Annotated in this window: 2 protein-coding genes; both read left to right on the top strand. The window is 65.7% G+C overall.

Annotated elements, in window-relative coordinates; translation table 11 throughout:
* On the top strand, positions 1-224 hold a 224-nt coding region (locus tag ASU03_RS19515), incomplete at its 5' end, for a thiamine phosphate synthase (RefSeq protein ID WP_197411338.1).
* Between the two features lie 17 nt (positions 225-241).
* The coding region (locus ASU03_RS20485) for an aminotransferase class III-fold pyridoxal phosphate-dependent enzyme (RefSeq protein ID WP_157466018.1) at positions 242-725 on the top strand (484 nt) is incomplete at its 3' end.

Genomic DNA, 725 nt, shown 5'->3' with positions numbered 1-725 from the left:
CCAAACCCGGCGCCCCGGCAGCCACCCTCGAAATGCTCGCCCAGGCCCGCGCCCGCTTGCAGGTGCCGATCTGCGTGATCGGCGGCATCTCCCTGGAAAATGCCGCGCCCCTGGTCGAGCACGGCGCCGACCTGCTGGCCGTGGTCCACGGCCTGTTCGGTGCCGACAGCCCCCAGGAAGTGACGCGCCGCGCCCGCGCCTTCAACGAACTCCTTAAATCCTGAATTCAGAGAGCCTGCCCATGTCTCGTTCCGAAACCCTGTTTGCCAATGCCCAGAAACACATCCCCGGCGGTGTGAACTCCCCCGTGCGTGCGTTCAAGAGCGTTGGCGGCACCCCGCTATTCTTCAAGCATGCCGAAGGCGCCTACGTCACCGACGAAGATGACAAGCGCTATGTGGACTACGTGGGTTCCTGGGGCCCGATGATCCTCGGCCACAGCCACCCCGACGTGCTGGACGCGGTGCGCAAGCAACTGGAGCATGGCCTGTCCTACGGCGCGCCAACCGCCATGGAAACCGAAATGGCGGACCTGGTGTGCTCGATCGTGCCGTCGATGGAGATGGTGCGCATGGTCAGCTCCGGCACCGAGGCGACCATGAGCGCGATCCGCCTGGCCCGTGGATTCACCGGCCGCGACAGCATCATCAAGTTCGAAGGCTGCTACCACGGCCACTCCGACAGCCTGTTCGTCAAGGCCGGTTCGGGCCTGCTGACCTCGGGCC

This window comes from Colwellia sp. TT2012 (assembly GCF_001440345.1).
Classification (GTDB): Bacteria; Pseudomonadota; Gammaproteobacteria; order Enterobacterales; family Alteromonadaceae; genus Colwellia.
The sequence above is the reverse complement of the archived record's forward strand: the minus strand, read 5'-3'. Positions and strand labels throughout refer to the sequence as shown.